General features: G+C 44.7%; 15 protein-coding genes. 2 read left to right on the forward strand and 13 right to left on the reverse strand.

Translation table 11 applies throughout. The features are described from left to right. Window positions 1-262: IS3 family transposase (locus L4B77_RS10700; protein ID WP_429750350.1), on the forward strand; the 262-nt coding region annotated here is incomplete at its 5' end. Between the two features lie 57 nt (window positions 263-319). Here L4B77_RS10700 and recR read toward each other — a convergent pair. From recR to L4B77_RS10730, 6 genes are all read right to left on the reverse strand, one after another. Beyond that, entirely contained in the window at window positions 320-919 is a 600-nt protein-coding gene (gene recR / locus L4B77_RS10705) for a recombination mediator RecR (RefSeq protein WP_017079504.1), read from the reverse strand. 78 nt (window positions 920-997) lie between these two features. Continuing rightward, entirely contained in the window at window positions 998-1,327 is a 330-nt protein-coding gene (locus L4B77_RS10710) for a YbaB/EbfC family nucleoid-associated protein (protein WP_261837744.1), read from the reverse strand. Between the two features lie 152 nt (window positions 1,328-1,479). Next, window positions 1,480-3,711: a DNA polymerase III subunit gamma/tau gene (gene dnaX, locus L4B77_RS10715; RefSeq protein ID WP_429750353.1), complete on the reverse strand. Its 2,232-nt coding sequence runs from the start codon at window positions 3,709-3,711 to the stop codon at window positions 1,480-1,482. 18 nt (window positions 3,712-3,729) lie between these two features. Beyond that, the gene (apt, locus tag L4B77_RS10720; RefSeq protein WP_017101994.1) at window positions 3,730-4,275 is read right to left on the reverse strand and encodes an adenine phosphoribosyltransferase; all 546 of its coding nucleotides are present in this window, start codon (window positions 4,273-4,275) and stop codon (window positions 3,730-3,732) included. 161 nt (window positions 4,276-4,436) lie between these two features. After that, window positions 4,437-4,808 carry a YbaN family protein gene (locus L4B77_RS10725; RefSeq protein ID WP_429750393.1) on the reverse strand — a complete coding sequence of 124 codons (372 nt, stop codon included), beginning with the start codon at window positions 4,806-4,808 and terminating at the stop codon, window positions 4,437-4,439. A 335-nt stretch (window positions 4,809-5,143) separates the two neighbouring features. Further along, window positions 5,144-6,247: a response regulator gene (locus L4B77_RS10730; protein ID WP_429750356.1), complete on the reverse strand. Its 1,104-nt coding sequence runs from the start codon at window positions 6,245-6,247 to the stop codon at window positions 5,144-5,146. Between the two features lie 228 nt (window positions 6,248-6,475). On the opposite strand from L4B77_RS10730, the gene L4B77_RS10735 reads away from it, so the two are divergent. Continuing rightward, window positions 6,476-7,351, forward strand: a complete 876-nt coding sequence (locus tag L4B77_RS10735; RefSeq protein ID WP_261837748.1) for a LysR family transcriptional regulator — start codon at window positions 6,476-6,478, stop codon at window positions 7,349-7,351. A 119-nt stretch (window positions 7,352-7,470) separates the two neighbouring features. On the opposite strand, the gene purF is transcribed toward L4B77_RS10735, so the two are convergent. From purF to L4B77_RS10770, 7 genes are all read right to left on the reverse strand, one after another. Beyond that, window positions 7,471-8,985 carry an amidophosphoribosyltransferase gene (purF, locus tag L4B77_RS10740; RefSeq protein ID WP_429750359.1) on the reverse strand — a complete coding sequence of 505 codons (1,515 nt, stop codon included), beginning with the start codon at window positions 8,983-8,985 and terminating at the stop codon, window positions 7,471-7,473. Window positions 8,986-9,018: 33 nt separating this feature from the next. Next, the gene (locus L4B77_RS10745) at window positions 9,019-9,510 is read right to left on the reverse strand and encodes a CvpA family protein (protein WP_372041373.1); all 492 of its coding nucleotides are present in this window, start codon (window positions 9,508-9,510) and stop codon (window positions 9,019-9,021) included. 61 nt (window positions 9,511-9,571) lie between these two features. After that, a complete protein-coding gene (locus L4B77_RS10750; RefSeq protein ID WP_261837751.1) occupies window positions 9,572-10,147 on the reverse strand; it encodes an SPOR domain-containing protein in 576 nt (191 codons plus the stop codon). After that, the gene (gene folC, locus L4B77_RS10755) at window positions 10,148-11,410 is read right to left on the reverse strand and encodes a bifunctional tetrahydrofolate synthase/dihydrofolate synthase (RefSeq protein WP_372041371.1); all 1,263 of its coding nucleotides are present in this window, start codon (window positions 11,408-11,410) and stop codon (window positions 10,148-10,150) included. It lies immediately after the preceding gene. Window positions 11,411-11,452: 42 nt separating this feature from the next. Continuing rightward, the gene (gene accD / locus L4B77_RS10760; protein WP_261837753.1) at window positions 11,453-12,379 is read right to left on the reverse strand and encodes an acetyl-CoA carboxylase, carboxyltransferase subunit beta; all 927 of its coding nucleotides are present in this window, start codon (window positions 12,377-12,379) and stop codon (window positions 11,453-11,455) included. Window positions 12,380-12,555: 176 nt separating this feature from the next. Beyond that, a complete protein-coding gene (truA, locus tag L4B77_RS10765; RefSeq protein WP_372041369.1) occupies window positions 12,556-13,350 on the reverse strand; it encodes a tRNA pseudouridine(38-40) synthase TruA in 795 nt (264 codons plus the stop codon). Window positions 13,351-13,543: 193 nt separating this feature from the next. Next, entirely contained in the window at window positions 13,544-18,118 is a 4,575-nt protein-coding gene (locus L4B77_RS10770; protein ID WP_429750363.1) for a FimV/HubP family polar landmark protein, read from the reverse strand. Window positions 18,119-18,230 lie beyond the last annotated feature (112 nt).

The following is an 18,230-nucleotide window of genomic DNA, read 5'->3' on the forward strand; positions in this document are numbered from 1 at the left end:
ACAGTATCAAAAAAAGGTAGCGGAGAGTGGGTTAACACAAAGTATGTCGAGAAAAGGTAACTGCTTGGATAATGCGGTTGCTGAAAACTTTTTTGCTTTACTCAAAACAGAGATGTATCACAACCAAAGCTTTGAAGATGCAGATGCACTGATAGAGAAAATTAAAGAATACATCGAGTACTACAATACCAAACGTATAAAAGTGAAACTAAAAGGCCTGACTCCGATAGAATATCGAACTCAGGCCTTGAAAGCCGCTTAACAGAAATGTCCAACTTTATGGGGTCACTTCATAGTGATGACTCACCAAGCGGCTTTTTTAGATCTTATGGCGACCGAGTAAGGAGTGCGAAAGCGTGGTGCCATCCACCAGCTCTAGCTCACCACCAACAGGAACGCCATGCGCGATACGGCTAGCGTTCACTTCATGGGCATTACATAGCTCAGCAATGTAGTGCGCTGTTGCTTCACCTTCAACCGTTGGGTTGGTCGCTAAAATAACCTCTGTGATATCACCACGACGTAAACGGTAATCCAAAACATCGAGACCGATATCACTTGGACCGATTCCATCAAGTGGAGAAAGGTGTCCCATCAACACAAAGTAACGACCCGAATACTGGCCAGTTGCTTCAATTGCTGCAATGTCGGCGGGACTCTCTACGACACAGATTTGACCATTTTCCTGACGTTTAGGATTAGTACAAATGTGGCAAGTATCTTCTTCAGTAAAAGTACGGCACTCATTACAGTGACCAATTTCGGTCATTGCTTGGCTAAGAGCTTCAGCCAACTGCAGGCCGCCTTTTCTATCGCGCTGTAACAAATGAAAGGCCATACGCTGCGCCGACTTGGGGCCAACCCCAGGCAGACAACGTAAGGCCTCCATCAAATGCTCCAGCATATGACTGGTACGCATAGTTAACCGTTCTAATGTTCAAGTAATAGCTTGTTCAACACAAACCACTACCTGAATTAACCTTTAAAAATAAGTTACTTAGAAAGGCATCTTCATACCTGGTGGAAGTTGCATTCCGCCAGTTACGCTAGCCATTTTCTCTTTTTGAGTCTCTTCAATGCGACGAGCCGCATCGTTGAAAGCAGCAGCGATAAGATCTTCAAGCATCTCTTTATCGTCTTCCATTAGGCTTTCATCGATATCAACACGGCGAACGCTGTGGCTACCAGTGATCGTTACTTTTACAAGGCCAGCACCTGACTCACCTGTAACTTCCATATTCGCGATTTCTTCTTGAAGCTTTTGCATGCGCTCTTGCATTTGCTGGGCTTGCTTCATCATGTTGCCCATACCGCCTTTACCAAACATGTTAATACTCTCTGGTCTAATTGGTTTATTAAAATTAATTAAGCTATACGAGCTTAAATGGGGGTTAAAACCGTGTGATTCAACCCCTCGATGTTCAGTTCTCAGATTTGCTTATCTGGGATGATACGTCGGTCACGAAACGAGAAAACGTTCTAGATAGGACGAACACTGTCTCTGTCGAGTTCAGCGGCAAAACGTCTTTCAATGAACTGTACGTTGGCATCGTTTTCTAAAGCGGTAAACGCATCTTTCAACTTACCTTGATACAATCGTTCTCGTAATTCTAGCGGCGTTTCTCCACCATCACCGATTTCAACACTCAAATGACACTCTTCTCCAAGCACAGTATTGAGAGACTGCAATAGCTCACTCTGTGCACGATCCGTATTCAAGTGAGCTTGGCTCGCTCTTAACGTTAAAGTGATTGATGTGTCGTTTTTAGCAAACACTGAGTTCAAAGCTAACTGTTCAACAAGCTTGGCTGTGTCTAGCTTTTGAATCGTGGCGGACCATTCATCTTGAGCAATCGACTCTTGCAGTAATTTATCGACCATTTCTGGTGTCTTAATATGCTCTAACGCACGCTTGATCTGAGTAGGTGTCAGCTCTTTGCTCACCTCTTTCACTACAGGTTTAGACGGTTTCCAGCGATAAGGTTCATTTTCGTTGGTCACATTCTCTGTCGAAGAGGCAGATAAAGAAGCTGGCGACACCCGCCCAGAACCACCGCGTTGCTGAGCAACTCGATCAAGAACTGAATTTTTAGCTGGTGTCGCTTTAGCCTTTTTTGGCGCCGAGCCTTTGTTTTCTGTTGCCGAACTGCCTCTACGTTGAGAACGCAATTGGTGGCGTAAACCACTCACAGGCGAAGTGGCACGCGCTGGTTGCTCTTGCGGAGCAGAAGGTGCAGCGCTTGGCTGTTGAACCGGCCCCTGGTTCTGATAATTCGTTTGTTGCGGCTGAGGCTGTTCTGCACCGTAGCTTGGACACTCATCATAAGCCGGTGGTGCATCATACTGGCTATGCGGATAATCCTGTTCTGGATAACCTTGGTTGCCCGAGTGATCAGCGTAACCTTGCGAATCTGAATACTGTGCTGGATTCTGCTGCGGAGCCTGTTGTACGGGTTGCTGAATAGGCTGCTGTTGAGACGCCTGTTGTTGCACCTGTGGCTGTCTCGGAGCTGCCACTACCGCAGGTTGGCTCACAGGTTGAGCAACGCTCTGAACCTGGTTCTGAGCTGCAGGAGCTAGCACTGGGCTTGTCGACTGAGTCGAGATTACCGTAGCAACCGCTTGTTCAGCCGGTCTAAACGCCAACATGCGTAAAACTACCATCTCAATACCAACGCGAGCGGTTGGCGATAATGGCAAGTCTTCACGACCTTTCAACACAATCTGGTAGTAGAGTTGAATGTCTTGTGGGCTAAGCGCTTTGCTCAGCAGTTCAAGCTTCTCTGCGTCAGGCTGAGCTTTGTCTAAGGTAGACGGCAGAGCTTGGAACATCGCAAGACGATGCAGTTGAGTCGCAAGTTGATTCAGTAAACCATCCCACTCAACACCGTTCTCAGCAAGGCTTTGGATACACGCCATCGCTTGCTGTGACTGCTTACTGCTAATCGCTTCAAGCAAATGGATAGCTTGGTCGGTATCCAGTGTTCCGAGCATGTGAGCAACAGTATCTGTTACAACATTGCCGTTACCCAATGCGATAGCTTGGTCAGTAAGGCTTAATGCATCTCGCATACTGCCATCAGCAGCATGAGCAATCATTCCAAGCGCACGAGACTCAGACATCACACTCTCTTGTTCAAGAATATGATCGAGCTGCTCGTGAATATTATCAACGCTGATCGGCTTAAGGTGGAACTGCAAACAACGCGACAAGATAGTCACTGGAAGCTTCTGTGGATCCGTTGTTGCGAGCAAGAATTTCACATACTCAGGCGGCTCTTCTAAGGTCTTTAGAAGCGCGTTAAAGCTGTGCCTAGACAGCATGTGTACTTCATCGATTAGGTAAACCTTGAAGCGACCGCGTGCCGGTTTGTACTGAACATTATCCAGAAGCTCGCGGGTATCTTCTACCTTTGTACGTGATGCCGCATCAATCTCAAGTAGGTCAACAAAGCGACCTTCATCGATCTCTTTACAGGTTACACATTCACCACAAGGGGTTGAGGTAATGCCTGTTTCACAGTTGAGTCCCTTAGCAAACAAACGGCCGATGGTTGTTTTACCAACACCTCGTGTACCGCTGAACAGGTATGCGTGGTGCAACCTATTCTGGCTAAGGGCATTCTCTAATGCTGTTAAAACATGGGCTTGACCAACCACTTCTTTGAATTTGGTTGGTCGCCATTTTCGCGCTAACGCAAGATAGCTCATGAATAATTCCGAAAAGGATTAGTGACCGTCGAATTCGCAGATGCTAAACACTTCTAGACCTAAGCCTTGTAAGCGCTTGTCACCACCGATTTCTGGAAGGTTAATAACAAATGCAGCGTGTTCTACCACACCACCAAGCTGACGAATCAACTTTGTTGTTGCTTCAATCGTACCGCCCGTTGCTAGCAAATCATCAACCATAAGCACTTTATCGCCTTCAACGATAGCATCGGTATGGATTTCTAGTGTATCAGTGCCGTACTCAAGCTCATAAGATTGTGCCACAGTTTGACGAGGCAGTTTGCCCGGCTTACGAACAGGGATGAAGCCAACACCTAGCTCAAGTGCAAGAGGCGCACCAAATAGGAAACCACGAGCTTCAGTACCCACGATCTTAGTAAAGCCCATGTCCTTGTATGTTTCCGCTAGCAGGTCGATAGTCGCCTTATAAGCTGCTGGGTCTTCCATCAAGCTTGTTACGTCGCGGAACAAAATACCCGCTTTAGGGTAATCAGGAATGCTTTTGATGCTTGCTTTGATCAGAGAGATTTTTTCTGTGTTCATAATCTTATGCACTTCATTAGGCTGCTTTCCCAACTCTCGTTAACGAATTAAACATCAACGTTCGGAATTAAGGAAAGGTACGATTGGTATTCATTGCAATGAGAGTCATAACTCTGACTGCTGAAATAATAAACGCCCGCTATACAAGCAGGCACACTGGCTTAATGGTAGTGATTTTCTTTGCTGTCAGCAACCAACTCATGGGTTGGAAGTCGCATAAACCATGTGAGAAGAATAACAAGTACGCAAATTAGGAAAGCTTTCACCCAAATGATAGGGGTAAAGTAGATAGATAACGCAAAACTCAACAAGATAAAGAGTACGCCACGTGTTTTAACCTGTTTGGTGACGGCACCATATTGATACCAATTATTCAGCAAAGGTCCCAGCGTTTTGTGCTCATGCATCCACTTGTGGACTTTCGGATTGCTTCGCATAAAGCATGCACTGGCAAGAAGGAGAAAAGGCGTCGTAGGCAGAACAGGTAATACCATCCCCAGAACGGCGAGGAGTACGCAAAGACCACCAACAATATTCAGACTTAAAACTCGAATGCTAATTGTGGTCTCCTTGAGTTAATAATAGGCAGTCAAAAATAGCTGACTAGAATGTGGCGTCATCTTTGATGACCTGAATCAACGTGAGTGTTACTGGTACCAAAACACGGCTAATAAGCCTTGGAAATAGAATACATGAAACAGGCCGTGAAAATCTTGATTATCTCTCATGATGACTTCTTGTTTTTGTTAGGAAAAGTAAGCGACTAACAAACAAAGCTTGTCTCGATATGCCACAAAAAAGGCATAGCTGCACCCACTGCACAGCCATACCTTAATCGATTATTCACCCAAACAGAGGAAATATAGAGTTAATCAATAGACCCTTGGTGAATGTCTAAACTAAAACTTGCCGCGCCGAGTAGGCTCAATGAAAGTTGGCAGCCCTGTTCAATCGGAAGGTCGCGGGTAATAAAGTTCTTTTTGCAGTTCTCGCCCAAGCGCTCACCTGCTGCAATATGTTGATTAAATTCACCATTCGACCATTGCCCATCTAAACCCGCAGGCAAAATGGAAATGGTTCCCTCGGCAAGGTCCGCAACACCAAACAAAGCATTTACTGGGGTGGAACATTTAGAGCAACGAATGCCCTTCTCTAAGATCTCAGCAATATCTTTGAGATCAATATTAAAATCTTTTCTGTTTCTGATGTAATCGTGGAACAGCGCTCTCACCAACAGTGTTGTCGCCGAGCCGCCATGATCAGACGACGACGAATCGACGAGGTAAAAAGCAAACTGCCCGTTCATCATCCATGCGTAATCAAACACAAGTGGCATCATCTCTGTTGATTGCAGCAATCGATAGCTACAGCGCCATGCTCCTTGTCGTGTGTCTTTTTCCGGAAGCAGAGCATGGAGCAAGTCTTTTGCTGCACTCGGGTTATCTTGCAAGTAATTCAGATGCCAATGCAATTCTTGGTCTTCTGGAATCTCTCCACCGCCATCAACACAAAACCATTGGCTTGAAAAATCTCGCTGGTCTGAAATATTATCAAACGAGTCTGCTAATGTATTCGCTATCGCACTCCCTAGATGTGCATGATCCTCCAACGGTTTAGCTAGAAAGTCTTTAATACCAAATCGCAATGCTTTAGCAACAGACGACATATCATCGGTTGCTGACACCACAATCATAGGTAATGATGGATACTCTAAGCTAAGCTCCTCGACGAGTTCAATACCATCTAAAATTGGCATTGATAAGTCACACACAATCAAATCAGGTGCTGACCCCCTAAGCTTCTGTAAAGCGTCCAGCCCATTCTCAGCCTCAACCACTTTGTACCCCGTCACATCTAAATACGCGCTCGTTATACGACGAAAAATAGGGTCATCATCAACCAACATCACACATTTTTGGTCGGTTATCTCTTGAGCCGAGGTCATGACAGGCTGACTGTAAGTTTTGTACATAATCTCGAACCTCACAAAACTAAGTCGAATTATTATTGTTATCTGTTTTAAGCATTAATATAAAACGTAGTAACAAAATACTAAATACACAAATTTGCTCTGTTTACTGGAAATTCGTGACAAGCGTTGGAATACTTGTATATAGTGCAACAAGTTGACGTGACGCAAACATTGATTTCAATGTTGCGTATAAATTAGGTGAGATTGTAAACAAATGTGTCTGGATTTATGAAATTAGATGATTTAAACCTCTTTAGACTCGTCGTTGAGAATGGAAGCTATACCGCAACATCGCGCAAAACTATGATTCCGGTTGCGACCATTACACGACGCATACAAGCCTTAGAAGACTCTCTAAACCTGAGGCTTCTCAATAGACACGCGCGCAAACTCTCTTTAACGGAGGCTGGCGAACGTTTTTTTAATGAATGCTCTCCGCTATTGCAACGTTTGTCTTCTACTGCAGAAGAACTTACTGATATGTGCAAAGGAGCATCCGGTAAGATTCGTATTACGGCCCCTTCTAACCTGACCAAACGCATGATGATGCCGATGTTCAGTGAATTCATGACTCAATACCCTGACATTAATATCGAGTTAATGATGAACAACCAAGCCGATCAGCTTGATCCAACTGAGTGGGACGTTATCTTCAGAGTCGGCCCACAACGTGACTCAAGCCTCATTGCAAGAAAGATCAGTGAGGTAAAAGATATTCTTATCGCCAGTCCTGACTACTTAGCTAAGAACCCTGCGCCAAATCATGCAGAAGAGTTGGCTAACCATTCTCTACTTAAAGGCTATCCACTGATTAAGTGGCAGTTGAGTAACTCGAATGAAGAGACAGTGATTAATAGCGAAAAAGGTCGTTTCAACGCCAATGCACTTAATGTTGTGAGGCAAGCGTGTACTGAAGGCCTAGGTATCACCCTAATGCCTGATGTGATGATCCGTGAATACATTGAAGATGGCAGTTTAGTGCAAGTCTTAGAAGACTGGAGCGCTAACCCTCGCGATATTTACATGCTCTATAACCACAAAGACCACCTGCCAGAAAAAGTGAGACTGTTCATTGATTTTGTGATCGCATACCACATTCATTAACGTCGGCTCTTTTTTCTGCCAACAAAAAACCAGAGCCAATGCTCTGGTTTTTTATTACTCATTTTTATGAGTACGCTAACAATGATGCTTTATTGTTGACGAGAATGATTTATTGCTCGCTAAGCGCCTTCGTTATGTAACTCTAGGTTCGCTAAGTCTTGTTGGATCTCACGCAGAACCTTTGAATCATCATTGCGTAAAGAATCAAGGAAATCTAAGTATGCCTGATCGATATCACCCGTTACATACTCACCATTAAATACCGATGTATCAAATCGAGAAATATCTTGATTACCCATACCGACCGCAGAGATTAAATCTGGCAGCGTTTGGAAGATCAAAGCATCGGCGCCAATCTGTTTACAAATCGTTTCATTGTCACGGCCATGAGCAATCAGCTCTGTCGCGCTCGGCATATCGATACCGTAAACATTCGGGAAACGAACCTCTGGTGCGGCTGAAACCATGAAAACTTTGTTTGCGCCAGAGTCACGAGCCATTTCAATGATCTGCTCAGATGTGGTGCCACGAACAATCGAGTCATCCACCAACAGTACGTTCTTGCCTTTAAACTCAGAACGGATCGCATTAAGTTTACGACGAACCGACTTCTTACGCTGTTGTTGACCTGGCATGATGAACGTGCGACCTACATAGCGGTTTTTCACAAAACCTTGACGGTATGGCTTATTGATCGCTTGAGCAATACGCAATGCAATATCGTTCGACGTCTCAGGAACCGGAATAACCACATCAATATCTAAGTCTGCGTATTCTTCTTTAATACGCTTACCAAGCATTTCACCCATCTCTACGCGAGCACTGTAAACTGAGATTTTGTCGATGAACGAGTCCGGACGAGCGAAATAAACAAACTCAAAGATGCACGGGTTAAGTTGTGGGTTATCTGCGCATTGCTTAGTGAAAAGCTCACCGTCGAACGTTGCATAGATAGCTTCACCGGGTGCTACGTCACGCATGAAGTCGAAACCAACAGCATCGAGTGCTACCGATTCAGACGCAACCATATACTCTATTTTACCGTTAACTTCGCGCTTACCAAGACACAATGGACGGATACCATGCGGGTCACGGAATGCAATCATACCGTGGCCGATGATCATTGCCGTTACGGCGTAAGCACCACGAATAGTGCGGTGCACGTTAGCAACTGCACGAAAAACGTCTTCTGAAGTCACATTACCTTTAACGGTATCGATCTCGTGAGCTAATACGTTCAGCAGAACTTCAGAATCAGAGGTGGTGTTTACATGACGACGGTCTTTTTCGAACAACTTCTCACGAACTTCGTTTGCGTTCGTCAGGTTACCGTTGTGTGCCAACGTAATGCCAAAAGGAGAGTTTACATAGAAAGGCTGAGCTTCAGAAGCACTTGAACTACCCGCGGTAGGGTAACGAACATGGCCAATCCCCACTTCACCTTGTAGGCGCTGCATGTGTTTTGCTTCAAAAACATCTTTTACTAAACCGTTCGCCTTGCGCAGACGGAAACGATTGCTTTCTATGGTACAAATACCCGCGGCATCTTGGCCACGATGCTGCAATACCGTCAAAGCGTCATAAATAGACTGGTTTACAGGTGTTGAACCCACGATTCCAACAATACCACACATGTCCTAATCCTCGATTTTCGACATTAACTGGCGCTAAATCGCGCCAGATAAGAAACTAGATGTTGCTTGTAAATGCTCGAAGAACGGCGCAATGATTCGGCTAAATTCCGGCACCAATTGCGAATTCTTCCACCATTCAGAACTTGGGAATGCAGTAAACGCATCCATGAAAAACAACACTGCGGACACAATCAAAACACCACGTAAGCCGCCAAAGACGACACCCAATATTCTGTCTGTACCCGACAAGCCTGTTTTCTGAACTAGCTGACCGATGACATAATTAATTAAGGCACCAACAACTAATGTTGCAACAAACAATGCTGCTATCGCAGTTCCATTTCGAAACATCTCGTCATCGATATTGGTAAAGTACATGGCTAATTTCGCGTAGTACTGGCTAGCAATAAAAAATGCTCCAAACCAAATAACGAGTGACAACGCTTCTTTAGCGAAACCACGAACTAAACTGATCACGGCAGAGAAGCCGATCACGCCTAAAATGATAAAATCTAACCAATTCATGAATTCTTCATCTTAAGTTGGCGCGCATTTTAACAGAAAAAATGCTGACGCAAACGTTTTCTTATGGGTTTAACGGTTTAAATTTGAGCAATTGGCCTTTTGAGCCCGTGATTTTTTCTAATTCCTTAACTTGTCGCTCAAGTTTGGATTTAGAGACATCAGGCCCAATAATTACCCGCGTAAAAGTTTTTTCTTGTTTGGTGTGAGCTTGGTAACCGCGCTTTTGTAGATCCTTAACAACGTTTTTTGCGTTATCAGCATTCTTCAAAGCCATCAATTGAATAATCCAAGCGCTGTCTTGGTATTCGTTTTTTTCAGGCACCGGCTTAACCACAACAGCGACTCTGTCTGCCTCTTTCTTACTTGAAGCTGACATGCTTTGCGTATTTGAATGATCAGCGCCGCCACCGTCAATCACTTGCTCAACCGGGGCATCGGGTAACGCAATCTGATCTTCAACGGGATCGAGGACTTCAAACACTTCAACATTACTCTCAAGCTCAGGCTTAATCGGAATGCTTGCAAACTCTTCTTTATAGTGGAGCTTCTTACCATCGAGCACATCAGGCAATACAATCACGCCAATGGCGACTAAAATGATGGTGCCGACTAATCGGCTTTGGAATTTACTTGCCATTTAGTTTCCTTTTCTCTGCCAATGCTCCAACACTTCACCCACGGTATGGAAAGAACCGACAACCAACACAACATCGTCACCTTTAACAGAAGCTAAAGCCGCTTCAAACGCTGTGACAGGGTTTGAATGCTGCTCTACGCCTGCTGGTAGGCTTTGACACAATTCAGCGGCTGTCGCTGCGCGTGGCCCTTGCAATGAAGCTGGATACCAATGGGTTGCGATTGGCGCTAATACTTCCAATGTCGCTGGGATATCTTTGTCGTGAAGCATGGCGACTACAACGTGTAAATTTTTGCCTGCATACTTTTTCGCTACTTGCTGTGCAAAATATTCAGCGGAATGCGGGTTATGTGCCACATCAAGTACAATCACTGGCTGTTCGCAGATTTGCTGCATGCGTCCAGGCAACTGTGCGTTCTTCATACCATTAACGATATTTTCGTCACTAATATTGAGATCTGAAACACCTAATGCCATTAAAGCGGTTGCTGCATTCGGTAATGGTAAGCTTGGAATGGGCAACGATTCTAATTGAAATGCACCACTGCGCCATTGCCAAGTGTCACCGTCAACAGCATAGCTGTATTGAATACCCACTTGATAAAACTCAGCTTTGATATCATCAGCATGTGCAGCGACCGTTGCTGGCGGTTTAGGCTGTCCACAGATCGCTGGCTTACCACTACGATAAATGCCCGCTTTTTCAAAACCAATCACATTAATGTCGTCACCCAGCCAATCAACGTGGTCGACTGCTAAGCTAGTAATCACGGACACGTCATGCTCAACGATATTGGTCGCGTCTAAGCGCCCACCTAGGCCCACTTCTAATAATACGATATCGACAGCTTCAGTCTGAAAAGCGCGCAGCGCTGCTAACGTTCCGTATTCGAAGAAACTAAGGCTGATTTCACCCCGCTCTTTTTCAATGAAATCAAAAGATAGAACCATCTTTTCATCAGACAGATCTCGCCCGTTAATACGAACACGTTCGTTATAGCGAATTAAGTGAGGAGAACTATAAACACCAACCGAATAACCCGCGTCCAATAGAATGGCTTCCATCAGAGCACATGTGGAGCCTTTGCCATTGGTTCCAGCAACGGTAATAACATGTTGAGCTGGTTTGGTAAGGTTGGCCTTAGAGGCGACAGCCTGAACTCGGTCTAAACCAAGGTCAATCGCGCTTGTGTGGATATTTGATAAATAATCAAGCCACATCTCCAAAGAGGATGTGGCTTGAGGAGTAGGTTGTTGACTCATCTAACTCATAACCATGATTAAGTAGGTTTGTTAGAAGGTACTTTACCCTTTTTCTGGCGCTTCTGGTACTTCATAAGTCGCTTCATTCGGTGAATCGTTCACAGAAACGACTAGCGGTGAAGGCTGATTGGTCATTTTAGCAACAAGACTAGCAACACGCTGACGCATCTCACGACGATCAACAATCATATCGATAGCACCGTGATCTAATAAGAACTCACTACGTTGGAAACCTTCAGGAAGGTCTTCACGCACAGTTTGCTCGATAACGCGACGTCCAGCAAAGCCGATAAGCGCTTTAGGTTCACCGATATTGATATCACCAAGCATTGCCAAACTCGCAGAAACACCACCCATTGTTGGGTCGGTCATGACTGAGATAAAAGGTAAGCCTTTAGATGATAAACGCTCTAGTGCCGCACTGGTTTTTGCCATTTGCATCAGAGACATAAGTGCCTCTTGCATACGTGCACCGCCACTTGCAGAGAAACAAACCAAGCCACAGTTGTTTTCGATAGCCGCATCAACCGCTCTCACGAAACGAGCACCAACAACAGAACCCATTGAACCGCCCATAAACGAGAATTCAAATGCACACGCTACGATTGGCAAACCAAGCAGTTCGCCCTTCATCGCCACAAGTGCATCGGTCTCTCCGCTGTTTTTCTGCGCAGCTGAAATGCGTTCTTTATAGCGCTTTGAGTCTTTAAACTTAAGTTTGTCTTTTGGTTCAAGATCAGCACCCAGTTCAACACGCTCGCCTTTGTCTAGGAATGTATCCAAACGACGACGTGCCTTCATGCGCATGTGATGGTCACATTTCGGACACACTTCTAGGTTACGCTCTAGTTCAGCATGGTAAAGCACCTGCTCACAAGATGTACATTTAGTCCAAACCCCTTCAGGGATAGACGCTTTACGAGAAGTTACGATGTTGCTTTTTTCTAAAATCTTTTCAAGCCAACTCATGGAAGACCTTTTTGTTTCGATTCTTCCGCTTGATTGCGAAAGAAATAAATTTGGGAATTATGCGTGCGAATTAAAGCACATAAAACGGCAACTGTAGATAAAAAACTGGTTGTACCTATTTTTTATCACTTCTTTACTAACGAAACCGCCATGCTTTTTGAACCTAACTATCACATTTAGTTCAAATTATCCGGTAAAAACAGAGGGCCAATAGGCTCTCTTGGTAGCTTAAAATGTTCAGGGTAATCAACATCAACCAAATACAAGCCTTCCGCCTTTGCCGTCGCGCCTGCCACTTTTCGATCTTTGGCTTCTAAAAGCCATTTAATCCATTCTGGTTTCTGTTCACCCTTACCCACCGCAATTAAGCTGCCCGTAATATTCCTCACCATGTGGTGAACAAACGCATTCGCTTTAATGTCGATAACAATGTAATGCCCATGACGAGTCACGTTTAAATGAATCATGTTTCGCCAAGGACTACGAGATTGACAGTGTGTTGCTCTGAACGATGTAAAGTCATTCTCACCTAATAGGTGCTGACCCGCTTCGTGCATCTTTTTTTCGTCAAGGTGTCCATGATAATGGCTCACCCCTGAATTCAAAATACCAGGACGCAGAGCGTGGTTAAAGATAATGTAGCGATAGCGACGAGCCGTTGCAGAAAAGCGGGCATGAAAATCTTCATTCACTTCTGTCGCCCAACGAACAGCGATATCCTTAGGCATATTGGCATTCGCCCCCATTGTCCATGCGACCATCTTACGATCCACATTCGTTTCAAAGTGAACGACTTGCCCTGTACCATGAACCCCAGCATCGGTTCGACCTGCGCACATAACTTCTACCGGGTGATTCGCAACCACTGAAAGAGCCTTTTCCAATTCTTCTTGGACACTTTTTACGTCTCGTTGGCGCTGCCAACCAAAGTAGTGGGTACCATTATATTCAATACCTAAAGCAATTTTCATGTTCTTGTTCTCTTTGAAAATGGGCGAGAAGTATATACGGAAATAGGTTTTAGCCCAAATAGGATGGGCTAAAACTTCAACAAACAATCCCCGCTACCCTCGACGACACCTTTGAGAAACCCAATCAAACAAAAGCTCTTTGTACCAGTCTAAAATAAAGGAGAACCCGTATTACCTTTATGGATCGTTGAGTTTATCGACCGTTTAACGCATCAATAAGATTCTTCGCTTCTCGGCGAATATCATCACTGCCGTCTACTATCGCCTCTTCTAAGAGCTTAATCGCCCCTTGAGAATCACTCATCTCAATGTAGATTTTAGCCAAATCAAGCTTACCCGCCGCTTCTGCATTGCTATCCACATCAAAATTACCAATATCGCCGATAACATCAGGGAACTCATTAAGGCCAACGTCCAACTTTAACTCTTCGTCATCTGGATTATTGCTGCCTTCGCCTTCTTGCTCGACTTGAGCCATCAGCTCATCAATCGTCATGTACTGCTTATCATGACGGTGACCGGGCTCTGCTAAGTTATCTTGCTGTGCCCAATTTTCTTCTTTGATTTTAGGCTCAACTTGTTGCTCTACCGATGCCCAAATATCTTGTTGATCCTCAGGGACATCAACATGCATGCTTGATTGTTGTTCTGGCGCTAAATTAAAGCCTTTCCAATCTTCGCCACCCGCTTCAAGCATCGCATCAATATCGAGCCCCGCACTAGCGATCGATGTCTCATCCAATGGTTTATTGAACATGTTGTCGACAGAGCTTTGCACATCCTCAGCAAGCAACTCAGCCAGTGCTGTCTCATCAAAATCATCCAAACCTTCTAACGGACTATCTTGAACCCTTGTTGGTTCAGATTTTGGTTCTGAACGTGAATTCAGTAATTCGTCTGAATGTACAGAGCTCGCTAATTCAGAGCCTTCTGAGTCCGGAAACTCATCGATATGACTGAATCGATTTGGGTTTGAAAATAAGTCATGCAGCGCATCTTGCTCTTCGCCTTGCGGACTGAAAGATGTTAATGGTGTCAGCTTCTCGGCAAACGCGTCAGAGAGAGCTTCGTCTTCACCATATTCTGGTAAATCAAATTCATCTAACTCTACACCTTCTTCTTCCGCTACAGGCTCAGTACGGCTTTGTTCGATGTCGTCGAGTACTGAATCCGCTTTTGCACTCTCTTCGTCGTATTCAGGTAGCTCAAGATCATCAAACTCAAAGGTCTCTGCACTATCAGTTAAGTCTTGTTCTAACTGTACTTCATCCGGTTCGCTAAGCACTTCCGCTAACGCATCTTCTTCATCAAACTCAGGCAATTCGAAGTCTTCAAAAGAGAATTCGTCTTCACTGTCTTGTGACGTCACTTCAGACTGTGTTTCCGCTTGGGGCTCGGCGTTACCTGGTGATGCAGTGTCTGCTTGAGAATCAACTGCGGCGACGACAGGTTCTGGAGCAACGTCAGTATCCGCTTTCGCTAACACGTCGCCTTTAATGGTATCTTCTTCCACCAACCAATCATCGTCTTCAGGAACGCCGAACTCGTTGGGAATGATCTCTGGCATATTTACAGCACGAACTGGCTCTGGCTCTGGCTCTGGCTCTGGCTCTGGCTCTGGCTCTGGCTCTGGCTCTGGCTCTGGCTCTGGCTCTGGCTCTGGCTCTGGCTCTGGCTCTGGCTCTGGCTCTGGCTCTGGCTCTGGCTCTGCTAGCCAATCTTCAACCGTCTCTTCATCCACTTCAGAAAGATCATTTAAAGACGATGGTGAGGCTGGGGTTCCAAAACTAGATAAAGAGTCTTCATCACGGCCTTGTGCGACAGGCTGTTCCTGCTTAAGCTCTTGCGGCTCGGCTTCTTCCTGAGCCTGCTCGTCAAAATCAGGGGCTTTAAAGTCAGCATTGTCAGAACGCAGTGAATCGATTCCGAATTCATCGTCTGTAACAGGTGCGAGGCTCTCTTCAGGCAATGCCTCCGTAACATCCAAAGAAGGCATTTCTGGCTCAGAAGCATTGTCGATTATTGCTTCAACTGGCTCTTCAACAGCGTCTATCGAATCGCTGTCATCAGACGTCATCAACTCATCAATCAATGCTTCGTCGGTGGTTTCTAATGAGTCATCAAGCAGAGCATCAGTTGCAGGTGCTACTCCAAACAAATCATCAATAAAATCATCACTATTGAACATTTCGTCATTTTCAGACTTAACCGCAACATTGTTTTCCGCAAATTCCGAATCGAACGGTTCATCACTGGCTGAATGTTGTTCTGGCTGTAATGTTTCACTTCGCTCGTTAGCTTGTACTGACTCGGCTTCTGAGGGAGCAAGGTCAGCCGCCTGAGTGCTTACCGGTTTGGGTTCAACACCTGAATCCTTAATAAGATCATCATTGGCTTTGTCAAAATCAAAAGCAGCGTCTAGCACTTTATCAAAGGTCTGTTCCTCTGATTCCAGTTCGTCCTCAATGCCACGGGTCAATAAGTCATCAAACGGGTCGAGAGACTCCAATTGTTGATCGTCGTCACCATCCGATGAAAGCTCATCACCTGACCATTCATTATCAAGGAAATCATCAAGTAAATCGGTACTCTCTGCAGCGATTTCGAAGTCATCATCAGAATCACTGATCAATTCATCCAACGTTTCCGTGCTGTCTTCAGCGATGTTTAGTTCACCATCGGTTGATAAACCTGACAGTTCTTCGAGTTCAGACAGCGCATCAAAGCCTAAAGGTTCGTCGTCAGAATCCTCATCAGGTTCGTCTTCCAGTATTTCGTCAAGGAGAACGGTTGAGTTACTTAGGTCAACGTCACTTGCTGCCAATTGCTCATCAAGCAGCTCAATGCTGTCTTGAGCTTGCTCGCTTTCGGTCGGTTGTTCAGGCTGTGCTGCAACTTGAGCAAATATATCGTCAATATCATCATTCGCAATCGGATCCGCAGGCCCTGAGCCTTGCTGTTCAGAGATTAAGGCATCAATATCGAAATCATCGTTGTTTAAATCGCTTGAAGCTGAGCTATCCTGTTGCTCTGAAATCAGAGCATCAATATCGAAATCTTCGGTGTTTAAATCGCTTGAAGCCGAGCTATCCTGTTGTTCTGAAATCAGAGCATCAATATCAAAATCATCGGTGTTTAAATCGCTTGAAGCCGAGCTATCCTGTTGTTCTGAAATCAGAGCATCAATATCGAAATCATCCGTCGCTGGCGTGCCCGATGGTAGATTAGAATCGTTTTGCTCCTCAGAGATCAACGCATCAATATCAAAGCTGTCGTCATCTTCGTCATCAAGCGCGAACAAATCATCCAATAACGACTGATCTAATTCATTCGAACCTAAATCCTCCGTTGCTGACTCTTGAGCTAACAGATATTCGATATCTTCGGCAGACATCGGTTTATCATCAGAAAGGTCAAAATCTACGTCATCAGAATCGAGTGCACTCTCAACGGTTTCGTCGAGTGCACGTTCCATCTCTTCAAGACCAAGCGCCTTCTCTCCACCATTGACACTGATTCCATTACTGCTGTCTAACTCCAGCTCATCGAAGGTAGTATCTAAATCACCATTTTCACCAATACTCGCAAACGGATCATCATCTTCACCGTCAAGATTGAAGTTGAGATCCGACTCATCCAAACCAGAAAATACATCGTCTTCTTCAACTAACGCTTGATCGTCAAATAGCTTGTTAGCCTCATCTTCTGTACCGAACAATTCTTCGTCTAGAGACAGCTCGTTATCAAAATCATCTATTTCATCGTCTGAAATAATTGGCGCAACAAGATTGGGCTCCGATTGAATTGGCTGGTCTTGCGTTATTTGCTGTTGATCATCCTGTTTAGAACGGCGACCCAATAGCATCACTATGATTAAGCCAAGTAAAAGACCTGGAATAATGGCAAGAGCGGCGACTAACCAACCATTCGATAGCAGTTGGTCCATCGCTGTTGGTGTCATTTTTTCAATTTCAGCGCTCTTTCTACGCTCCTCAGCGAGTAACTTTTCAACTTCGCTACGAATACGATCTTCATCACTCAACTCGGTTTTAAGTACATCAACCTCAGACTGAACGTTAGATAACATTAAACGGAGTTGGTGGTTTTTCGCTTCCAATGACAACAATTCTGCTTTCGAAGGCTCTAACTGCGTCTCTAACTTGTCCATATCTTTAGTTGGGGACAAGGTTTTTTTAGCGATTTCAGGTGTGCTTAATTTTTTATCCGGAGTAGATTCAGTTAATGTTGATAATTGAGCTTTTGTCTCTTGTTGGCTTGGCACTTGAGTCAATTTAGGTTTTGAGACGGCAGCTTTAGTCGTAGATGCATCAAGCTTAGCAAGATGCAAATTCATAATATTGATAGCTTGCTGTGTAGAGCTCGCACGAATTTGCTCTATAGAAGGCACTCGTAAATGACTGGCTGGCAGCAAACTATGAATATTCTGATCTTCAAACGCTTGAGGGTTCAATCGATAAATCGCCAACAGGGTTTGTTGAACCGAAACAGAGTTATCTGGGCGTAATTTTGAGGCAATAGACCATAGAGTTTCAGACCCACGAGTAGGGCCATAGAAACGAGAAGGTTCACTCACGCGATTCAAGGCACTAAACTGCGATGCTCTTTGAACAGGTTCTGAAAATGTAGGCGCTGATTGTATCTGGCCATTAGGCCCTACAACTCGAATGGAATCTGCACGAACAACGGAAATCTGAGTCGCAATGATAACGGCAAAAGGCATTAACCATGGCTTAAAAATTTGAAACATAAAAGGCTCAGCTAGGTGCTTAAATTCGGATAAAGTGATGAACTATTAAATATATCGGATAAATGACGTAAAACTATAGAGATGAAAACAAAAAATGTGTTGCAGAGACAAT

Source organism: Vibrio minamisatsumaniensis (assembly GCF_050337445.1).
Lineage (GTDB): Bacteria > Pseudomonadota > Gammaproteobacteria > Enterobacterales > Vibrionaceae > Vibrio > Vibrio artabrorum.

Excerpts from the sequence above, each read along its gene's own strand:
- recR (WP_017079504.1), bottom strand. The coding sequence starts at position 919 with ATGCGTACCAGTCATATGCTGGAGCATTTGATGGAGGCCTTACGTTGT.
- purF (WP_429750359.1), bottom strand. The coding sequence starts at position 8,985 with ATGTGTGGTATTGTTGGAATCGTGGGTTCAACACCTGTAAACCAGTCT.
- L4B77_RS10730 (WP_429750356.1), bottom strand. The coding sequence starts at position 6,247 with ATGTACAAAACTTACAGTCAGCCTGTCATGACCTCGGCTCAAGAGATA.
- accD (WP_261837753.1), bottom strand. The coding sequence starts at position 12,379 with ATGAGTTGGCTTGAAAAGATTTTAGAAAAAAGCAACATCGTAACTTCT.
- dnaX (WP_429750353.1), bottom strand. The coding sequence starts at position 3,711 with ATGAGCTATCTTGCGTTAGCGCGAAAATGGCGACCAACCAAATTCAAA.
- apt (WP_017101994.1), bottom strand. The coding sequence starts at position 4,275 with ATGAACACAGAAAAAATCTCTCTGATCAAAGCAAGCATCAAAAGCATT.
- L4B77_RS10745 (WP_372041373.1), bottom strand. The coding sequence starts at position 9,510 with ATGAATTGGTTAGATTTTATCATTTTAGGCGTGATCGGCTTCTCTGCC.
- L4B77_RS10735 (WP_261837748.1), top strand. The coding sequence starts at position 6,476 with ATGAAATTAGATGATTTAAACCTCTTTAGACTCGTCGTTGAGAATGGA.
- L4B77_RS10770 (WP_429750363.1), bottom strand. The coding sequence starts at position 18,118 with ATGTTTCAAATTTTTAAGCCATGGTTAATGCCTTTTGCCGTTATCATT.
- L4B77_RS10750 (WP_261837751.1), bottom strand. The coding sequence starts at position 10,147 with ATGGCAAGTAAATTCCAAAGCCGATTAGTCGGCACCATCATTTTAGTC.
- folC (WP_372041371.1), bottom strand. The coding sequence starts at position 11,410 with ATGAGTCAACAACCTACTCCTCAAGCCACATCCTCTTTGGAGATGTGG.
- L4B77_RS10710 (WP_261837744.1), bottom strand. The coding sequence starts at position 1,327 with ATGTTTGGTAAAGGCGGTATGGGCAACATGATGAAGCAAGCCCAGCAA.
- truA (WP_372041369.1), bottom strand. The coding sequence starts at position 13,350 with ATGAAAATTGCTTTAGGTATTGAATATAATGGTACCCACTACTTTGGT.